Below are 8352 nucleotides of genomic sequence, written 5' to 3'. Positions count from 1 at the left end.
TACGGAGCATTTTCTTTGAGCGCTGCGCAGATTGCTAGGTTTTCACACAGTCTGTGGCGCCGGGTTTTTTGTGTCTGGCCGTCAGAAAGAGGAACGATTGGCGGCAGGGCTTTTCGAACGTGATACATCCCACACGCTCAAGAGGTGCACCATGACCCCTGAAACTGAAGGCAAAGAAGAGAAGGGCCCGAGTGGATTGCCGTTTATCAATGATCCGGGGAATGAAGATCCCGGCTCGCTGATGGATGATGCGACGGTGCCGTTGAATGATGCGGATGAGGCGGATATGGAGTATGAGGAGGATGGGGATGAGCAGTGAGGTGGGGTTGAGGTGTTGAATGATGGTTTAAGGGCCTGACTCAGCAGGCCCTACAGAAAAATCTGTTCCTCAGAATGATACGTCGATTCTTTGTGCTCTGATTTTTACAAACTGACCATTGAGGTGCGGAAAATCGAAGTGGATATCTTGATCCGCAAATTCGACGAACGACTTGAGCGTATCGCCTTCTAAGCGCCCGTAGATATCGCATGAGAAACCATTGTCAAGCATCTCGACACGTGTTTCGCTGCTTTCACATGTTGAGATGTCTATTTCGTCCGGCAGCACCATTTCGAACTCGGCTGAGTAGGTCTCACCTACTTCGATGACTGACGGGCAGTGGCCTGCGAAACATCTCACAGTCACACCGTTGATGCTGAGCAGGACCATCTCCTCAATCATGGGGTCAATTTCAACGATATTTACCAGATACTTTTTAATCATCTGCAGGTCTCACCGTTTTGTCTTTCCCGGCTCCATTTATTGTTCGCCATAATTCTTTTCCACTCTTGGCGTGGAGCGTCGTGATTTCATTTTTATTATTGGTACCTACGAAAGCGAATTTTGCCTCGCCCTTTCTATTGGTTCCCATAAGACGCAGATAACCTGATCGGGCTTCGCCTTTGTACTCGTACTCAATGCGCGTGCCGTGATTTATAACCATTCTCGCAGTAGACAGGTACTCTTCCTGGCTCGTCGCGTTGAACTCCGCCCCATGTTTTTCATAGTGTCCGGCCAGTTTTTCATTGCTGCCAAAATTTTGGGGCGGTGACCTAGGTGCGGGGACTGCTGGCTCCCCCTCATCAACCTTAACCCCATCACTTGCCCCCGGAACCTCACACCCAGGCTTATTCGGCGGTGGGCAATTGGACGTCAACCCCAACGGATCCACCCACCCCGTCGGATTCGGCACGTACTGGTACTGGTTCAACCCACCCGCCAGCTTCACCGGATCCGGTGTCAGATACCTTCCCAATCTCGGGTCGTAATACCGATGCCGGTTGTAGTGCAGCCCACTTTCAACATCGAAATACTGCCCCTGAAACCGCAGCGGTTGGTCGAGGTAGTCTTCGCCGGCGAGGGTGACGGCGGCGACTTTGCCGTAGGCGTCGTATTGCGCGGACCAGACGATTTCGCCGCTGTAGTCGGTGAGTTCCTGTGGGGTGCCGAGGTGGTCGAGTTGGTAGTAGAACGGGCAGGCCTTTTTCGGGCCTTTGCCGTCGAGCATCGCGAGTGGGCGGAAGGTGCCGGGTTCGTAGAGGAAGCTGCGGTATTGCGTGGCGCTGCTTTCGGCGACGAGGTGTTCGCCTTGCCAGAAGAATTCGGTGACGGCGCCGTCGACGGTTTTGCGGATACGGCGGCCGAAGGCGTCGTATTGATAAGTGGCGGTCTGGCCGTCAGGGCGGGTCAGGCCGATCAGGCGGTGCTGGCAGTCGTAGCGGTATTCGGTGACCAGGGTCTGGCCGTGGCCTCGGCGTTCGCGGATCAGGTTGCCGAAGGCGTCGTAGTCGTAATGACGGTCGCCCTGCATCAGCAGGCGATTGCCCTTGATCTGCGCAGGGCCGGGGCGGTCCTGCATCAGCAGGTTGCCGGCCGGGTCGTGGGCGAAGGATTCGGGCAGTTCGTCGCGTGAGTGACGTACGCGGATCAACCGGTCGAGGGCGTCGTAGCCGTAGGTGCGCTGGCCGTGGCGGCTGTCGGCGATGTGCTCGAGATTGCCGTTGGCGCTGTAGGCATAATCGCGGCGGTACAGCGAGGCGTGGCGATGACCTACAGCATGGGCGAGCAAGCGGCCCTGATCGTCGTAGGAATATTCGCTGAGCAGCAGACCCTGCTGGCGTTGCTGTTCACGACCGCAGTGGTAGACGTGGCGCGTGAGCGGCGTGCCGTTGAGGTCGATGGCCGACAGCGCACCGCCCTTGGCATAGTGATAGTCGAGCTTGCTGTTGTCCGGCAGGCGCAGGCGTTTGAGCTGGCCGCACGCGTCATAGGCGTAACGCAAGGTGCCCCAGCCCTGATGCTCGGTGATCAGCCGGTCCTGACGGTCGTACTCAAAGGCCAGCGGATGGTTTTGCCCGTCATCGACACCGATCAACCGACCGAGGCGGTCGTAGTCATAGCGGATCTTGGCGCCATCGGGCAGGGTCTTGACCAGCAAACGTCCAGCCGCGTCGCGCTCGTACCGGGTGACCAGCGATAAACCCTGCTCGCCGAACTCGGTCTTCTCCAGCAGGTGCCCGTTGAGGTCGTAGGCATAGGCAGTCCGGCGCCCATCAAACCCGGTTTCCTGTCGAATCAGCCCGGTCGGCGTGTAATCCAGTCGGTACTTTTCGCCCGATTCGTTTTCAATCTCGGTCAGCAACAGCCGCGCATGGTCATAGCGATACTGCACGCGGGTGCCGTCAGGATTGATCCGCCGCGAGACCAGGTGCAGGTCATCGTCATATTCATAGCGGGTGATACGACCGAGCTCGTCACGTTCTGCGGTGATCTGGCCGTAGGCGCCGTAGCTGTAGGCGCGCGTGCTGCCCGTAGGAGAAGTCGTCAGGATCAGTCGGCCGGCGGCGTCCCACTCCTGACGGCTGACGACACCAAATTCGTCCTGAGTGGTAATCCGCCGGCCCAGCGCATCGTAGGAAAAGCGCCGCACGCCGCCATCGGGCAGGGTTTCCTCGATGAGCTGGCCCAGCTCGTTCCACACCCAGCGGTGGCGGCTGCTGTCCGGATAACGCAGCGACAGCAACTGCCCGCGCAGGTTGTAGTAGTAATGGGTGACCTGGCCGTCGGGATCGACCGCTTCGGTGACGGCGCCTTCAGCGTTGCGCCGATAGATCCACACCGCCTCACCACGGCAACGCTTGTAGAGAAAACCGTTGCGGTACTCGTAGGACGTTGGTGCATCGTCCGGCGGAATCACCGCGATCAGCCGTCCGACTTCGTCGTAGCGGTATTCGGTGACCGCGCCCAACGCATCCTGCTCGGCGATCAAGCGCCCCTGCTGGTCATAGGCCTTGAGCTGCTCGCCGCCATCGGCCGCAACCTGGCGCACCAGCCGCGCGCGCTCGTCGTGGACGTAGACTTCTTCGGTGCCGTCGACGTAATGCACGGTCACGCTGGCGTCGTCATCGTTCCAGACGTAACGGGTGTTCATCTGCGAGAACGACGCCCAGTGGCGCACGCAGCGCGCCGCTTTGCCCTCGCGCTGCCACTCCCAGAAGAAGCTGGCACCGCCGGTCAACTGGCGCTGGAGGATGACGTGGTGGTCGTCGTAGTCGTAGCGCTCGCTGTCGCCGACCGCGTTGGTCGCGACCAGCAGGCGTTGCCGGGCATCGAAGCTGTAGGTGGCAAGGTTTTGCTCGGTGGTCCACTCGCCCTGAACAAAAACTTGGTAATCGATCGCCACCAGCTGCGCGCGGTCATAGCGCAACAGCAGGGCGCGGCCGGCGCCGTTGTCCAGACGCTGAATGCGGTCGGAGCGATCGCGTTGCAGGGTCAGACGATTACCGTAGACATCGCTGATTGCGGTCAGCCGGCCGGCGCGAAAGTGATAGAACCGCGCACTATCGCCGGCCAACGCCAGAATCAGTTCTTCCGGCTCATCGCCAAGAAAGATCGCCGCCCGCGACAGGCTGTTGTGAATCGCCGGGCGCGCGACGTTGGGCAGGGGAAAACGAGTGCGGCGGTTCTCGTGGTCGATCCAGATCACGCCATCACCGTCGAAGGCCAGCCGATGGGCCAGCGTGTGGCTCCAGCCGAAACCCAGGCCGATGTCGATCTCGACCGCGCTGCTGCGGTACAAACGGGTGAACTCGAAGGGCAACACGCCGTCGAGCACGGCGTCGGTCAGGGTCAGCAGTTCTTCGCCGGTGACCATCGACACCGGGCAGCCATTGGTACAGGTTTTGGGCACGCAATCGGCGGCGTCGCCGTTGGGGTTTTTCGATTGGTCGGGGACGTCGTCGTGTGGCTCATGGCGCTCAAGGCGCGCCATGTTTTGAGATTTGTCCCGCGCGAGTGGCGCCGGATTCGGCACGCTCAACACAACTTCATTGGCTTGGCGAATGTTCAGCGGAATCGATGGCGTCGGCTTCAGCTCCACCTCGCGCGCATGAAACATCAGCGGCTTCAGCGTGCTCGCGTGCTGCTTGAGCTCCGGCGTCGAAGTCAGCTCAGCCAGACGCAAGGCTGACGCGGCCAGCCATTCCCGCGCCCGTGGCGACTTGATCTTCGCCAGGACCTTGCTGCTCAAACGCAGCGATACGCCGGCACCCCCGGCGACGCGCATCAACAGGAAACTGATGAGCAACTCGGTGCGAACTTCGGCCGTCACCTCGGCGAGGTATTGCGGCGGCAGCATCTTCAGCCAACTGGTGAACGCGGCCAGATGAATGAACAGCAACGGCTCGTCGCTGAGCATCAACAAAGCGTTGGCAATCGCCTCGCTGGAAGCCGCCAGCAGCGCCTCAAGTTCGGCTTCGCTCAGGTATTCCAGGAGCTTTGCGCTGTGCTCCTGCAGATCGGCAAGTAGGGCGAACAGTTGTTGAATGTCATCCCAGACGCCATTCAGGGCTTTTTCCAGGCCGCGCCAATCGGCCCGTTGCAACTGTCCGTAACGATCAAGAAAGCCGGCGCTGGAAAACTCCGTCCACTGCGGTTGGAAGCCTGTCCATTCGCTGCGCAGCCAGCCTTCAAGACCGGCAATCACGCCTTCATATGAGGCATACAGGGCGCGGACATGGTCGGTAGAAACATCGGGAAAGAAGGTGACGCGGTAGCGCTGGCTCCGCACGCAATCGGTGACCTCGAGGATCCCGCTCGGGCCAATGGTGTAGCGCAGTGGTTCGCCGAAGGTCAGCACACCGTCGACGTCGCTGAGCAGCGGTTCGAGGGTCACCGGGGTGTCGCCGATCGGCACGAAGCGCGCGGTTTCGAACAAATGCACCAGGGTCAGCGGCCCGCTGGCCGGACACATGACCACCGATGAGCTGACAGGTGCGCGCGAGGTGATCGGCGCGCTCAGTTGTACGTCATTGCCAACCTTGAACACCTGCTCGATGTCCAGCGCGGTCCCGGTCCAGAACTGCTCGGCCCAGGCGTCGTAGTTGTTCAGGCACAGGCGGAACTCGTCGATCAGCGCTTCGAAATCTGGCTGCTTCGGATTCAGGGCGGCCACCACCAGCAGTCCGATGCTGTTGTTCAGGGCCAGGAGCCGATCGGGTTGAAACATTCGCAGTCGCTCGCGCATGTGAAAAAACGGGAGCGCGGACTTTGCGGGGGATCAAAAAGGAAAGAAGTCGGGGAAGTAGGCAGTGTCTGTAGGAGTTTTCGCTAAATGCGAAAAGGCGTCGATGGCATTGCCCGTTGCTCAATGTCCATCGGCCTCGCTATGCTGCTGAACCCATTAATCAGATCCGCGTTGCGGCACGTTGCCTGTCGCCCGGGATGTCTTTGTTAACGGATCCGATGATGAATGCACCGCTGAAGACGTTCGGCCCGATCAAGGCCGTGATTTTCGATATGGACGGTTTGCTGCTCGACACCGAGGGCATTTACACCGAGGTCACCTCGCTGATTGCCGGGCGCTACGGGAAAACCTTCGACTGGAGCGTCAAACAAAACATCATTGGTCGCGGTGCCAATGACCTGGCCAATTACGTGGTGCAGGCGCTGGAACTACCGATCACTCCGGAAGAATTCCTGCAGATCCGCGAGCCGCTGATGCGCGAGCGTTTCCCCAAGGCGCAGGCGATGCCGGGGGCCGAAGCGCTGGTGCGTCACCTCAAGGCGCACAACATCCCGATCGCGGTGGGCACCAGTTCGTCGCGCCAGTCGTTCGGGCAGAAAACCACTTTGCATCGCGACTGGTTTGCGCTGTTCGATTTCATCGTCACGGCGGACGATCCGGAAGTCGGCGCGGCCAAACCGGCGCCGGATATTTTCCTCACCGCCGCCCGGCGTTTGGGCGTTGCGCCCAAGGATTGTCTGGTGTTCGAGGATTCGCCGTTTGGCGTCACCGCAGCGAAAGCGGCAGGCATGACCGCGATCGCCATCCCCGACGCAGCGATGGCCGATGAGAAATATGCCCACGCTGACGGCATTATTCGCTCGCTGAAAGATTTCACGCCCAGCGTATTTGGCCTGCCGATGCTGGAACTGGCTTGACCGCTTAAACATAAACGCCGCCCTTCTATAAAGAAGGGCGGCGTTTTTTTTGCCGGTCTGTCAGGCGCCGAAACCACCGTCGATGGTCAGGCTGGCACCGGTGATGTAACCGGCTTCCGGCCCGGCCAGGTAGGCGACGAAGCTGGCGATTTCATCGGCGGTGCCGTAACGACCGACGGCCATCAGCGGGATCAGGCTGTCGGCGAATTCGCCGTGGGCCGGGTTCATGTCGGTGTCGACCGGGCCAGGTTGCACGTTGTTGATGGTGATGCCCCGTGGGCCGAGGTCGCGGGCAAGGCCTTTGGTCAGGCCGACCAGTGCCGATTTGCTCATCGCGTAGACACCGCCACCGCCGAAAGGCATGCGGTCGGCGTTGGTGCTGCCGATGTTGATGATCCGCGAGCCTTCGCCCATGTGTTTCGCTGCTTCCTGCGAAGCAATGAACACGCTGCGCACGTTGATGGCCAAAGTCTGATCGAAGTCTTCCAGTTTGAAATCTTCCAGCGGCGCGATGGCCAGTACGCCGGCGTTGTTGACCAGAATGTCCAGCCGGCCAAACGCTTCGACGGTGGCGCTGACGGCGTGGCGAATCGCGCCGGCATCGGCGCTGTCAGCCTTGATCGCCAAGGCTTTGCCGCCGTTGCCGGTGATGCTGTTCTGTAGTTCTTCGGCTTTGGCGGCGGAGCTGACGTAAGTGAAAGCGACGGCGGCGCCTTCAGCGGCCAGGCGTTTGACGATGGCTGCGCCGATGCCGCGCGAACCGCCTTGAATCAGAGCGACTTTGCCGCTGAGGTGTTGAGTGGTCATGTTCGATCTCCAAGTGTTCGAGGCGGAATGCCTTGGTGTTGGTGCCGAGTATCGGCGTGGCATCGACAACCGGGTAGACCATGATTGCTATAGTCTGTGTAAACCAGAAGTTTATAGTGGCGATCATGGAAACGTTCAGCAGTATCGAATGCTTTGTGCGCAGCGCCGAAGTCGGCAGCTTCGCCGAAGCCGCGCGACGCTTGAGCCTGACCCCGGCGGCGGTCGGCAAGAGCGTGGCGAAACTGGAGGCGCGGCTTGGCGTGCGGCTGTTCCAGCGTAGTACACGCAGCCTGACCCTGACCGAAGCGGGGCAGCTGTTTTTGAGTGAAGTCAGCGCCAGCCTGACCACCATCCAGAATGCCGTGGCCAATCTGGCCAGTGCCGGCGGGCAACCGGCCGGCACGCTGAAAGTCAGCATGGGCACGGTGTTCGGCCGTCTGTATATCGTGCCGCTGCTCGGTGAGTTTCTGCGGCGTTATCCGGCGATCAACCCGGACTGGCATTTCGATAACCGCCAGGTCGATCTGATCGGGCAGGGATTCGACGCGGCGATTGGCGGCGGCTTTGAACTGCCACAAGGCGTGGTTGCGCGCAGGCTGACACCGGCGCATCGGGTGTTGGTGGCATCGGAGGACTATCTGCAAAAACATGCGCCGATCAGCCATCCCGATGACCTCAGGCAACACGACGGCATTCTGATTCGCTCACCGCAGACCGGGCGCGTGCGTTCCTGGCAACTGACTCACCGCGATCAGCAACACAGTCCGCTGACATTGCGGGCGCGGATGACCATGAGTGATTCCGAGGCTGCCTGTGCAACGGCGATGCAAGGTTTGGGCATTGCGCTGGTGAGCATGCCGTTTGCGGTCGCGTATCTCCAGGCAGGGACGTTACAGCGGGTGCTGCCGGACTGGTTTGTCGATGACGGCAACATTTCGATCTATTACGCCGAGCACAAATTGTTGCCGGGCAAGACCCGGGCGTTTGTGGATTTCGTGATTGAACAGTTTGCTGAGCAGGGACTGGGGCGGCGGTTTAGTGCTATCTGAGCCAGGCACCAAACC

6 protein-coding genes are annotated in these 8352 nt (G+C 60.3%); 3 read left to right on the top strand and 3 right to left on the bottom strand.

Features of this window, described 5'->3' with window-relative positions; translation table 11 throughout:
• Positions 1–151 precede the first annotated feature (151 nt).
• A complete protein-coding gene (locus tag D8U60_RS27705) occupies positions 152–319 on the top strand; it encodes a hypothetical protein (protein WP_016773805.1) in 168 nt (55 codons plus the stop codon).
• A 69-nt stretch (positions 320–388) separates the two neighbouring features.
• Here the strand turns inward: D8U60_RS27705 and D8U60_RS20595 are convergent, their stop codons facing one another.
• Both D8U60_RS20595 and D8U60_RS20590 read right to left on the bottom strand, forming a co-directional pair.
• Positions 389–763: a hypothetical protein gene (locus D8U60_RS20595; RefSeq protein ID WP_130900800.1), complete on the bottom strand. Its 375-nt coding sequence runs from the start codon at positions 761–763 to the stop codon at positions 389–391.
• Positions 756–5546, bottom strand: coding sequence for an RHS repeat-associated core domain-containing protein (locus D8U60_RS20590; RefSeq protein ID WP_130900799.1), 4791 nt, complete (start codon positions 5544–5546; stop codon positions 756–758). The genes D8U60_RS20595 and D8U60_RS20590 overlap by 8 nt, the downstream gene beginning before the upstream one ends.
• 239 nt (positions 5547–5785) lie before the next feature.
• Here D8U60_RS20590 and D8U60_RS20585 point away from each other — a divergent pair, with 239 nt between their 5' ends.
• Positions 5786–6481, top strand: coding sequence for an HAD-IA family hydrolase (locus D8U60_RS20585; protein WP_130900798.1), 696 nt, complete (start codon positions 5786–5788; stop codon positions 6479–6481).
• A 60-nt stretch (positions 6482–6541) separates the two neighbouring features.
• Here the strand turns inward: D8U60_RS20585 and D8U60_RS20580 are convergent, their stop codons facing one another.
• Positions 6542–7288, bottom strand: coding sequence for a 3-oxoacyl-ACP reductase family protein (locus D8U60_RS20580; protein WP_016773811.1), 747 nt, complete (start codon positions 7286–7288; stop codon positions 6542–6544).
• Between the two features lie 125 nt (positions 7289–7413).
• On the opposite strand from D8U60_RS20580, the gene D8U60_RS20575 reads away from it, so the two are divergent.
• The gene (locus D8U60_RS20575) at positions 7414–8337 is read left to right on the top strand and encodes a LysR family transcriptional regulator (protein WP_130900797.1); all 924 of its coding nucleotides are present in this window, start codon (positions 7414–7416) and stop codon (positions 8335–8337) included.
• The last annotated feature ends 15 nt before the right edge of the window (positions 8338–8352 follow it).

The sequence above is a fragment of the Pseudomonas sp. Sample_11 genome, assembly GCF_004307505.1.
Classification (GTDB): Bacteria; Pseudomonadota; Gammaproteobacteria; order Pseudomonadales; family Pseudomonadaceae; genus Aquipseudomonas; species Aquipseudomonas atacamensis.
The sequence above is the reverse complement of the archived record's forward strand: the minus strand, read 5'-3'. Positions and strand labels throughout refer to the sequence as shown.

Bases quoted from the DNA above. Each gene is read 5' to 3' on its own strand.
- D8U60_RS20595 (WP_130900800.1), bottom strand. From the start codon at position 763: ATGATTAAAAAGTATCTGGTAAATATCGTTGAAATTGACCCCATGATT.
- D8U60_RS20580 (WP_016773811.1), bottom strand. From the start codon at position 7,288: ATGACCACTCAACACCTCAGCGGCAAAGTCGCTCTGATTCAAGGCGGT.
- D8U60_RS27705 (WP_016773805.1), top strand. From the start codon at position 152: ATGACCCCTGAAACTGAAGGCAAAGAAGAGAAGGGCCCGAGTGGATTG.
- D8U60_RS20590 (WP_130900799.1), bottom strand. From the start codon at position 5,546: ATGTTTCAACCCGATCGGCTCCTGGCCCTGAACAACAGCATCGGACTG.
- D8U60_RS20585 (WP_130900798.1), top strand. From the start codon at position 5,786: ATGAATGCACCGCTGAAGACGTTCGGCCCGATCAAGGCCGTGATTTTC.
- D8U60_RS20575 (WP_130900797.1), top strand. From the start codon at position 7,414: ATGGAAACGTTCAGCAGTATCGAATGCTTTGTGCGCAGCGCCGAAGTC.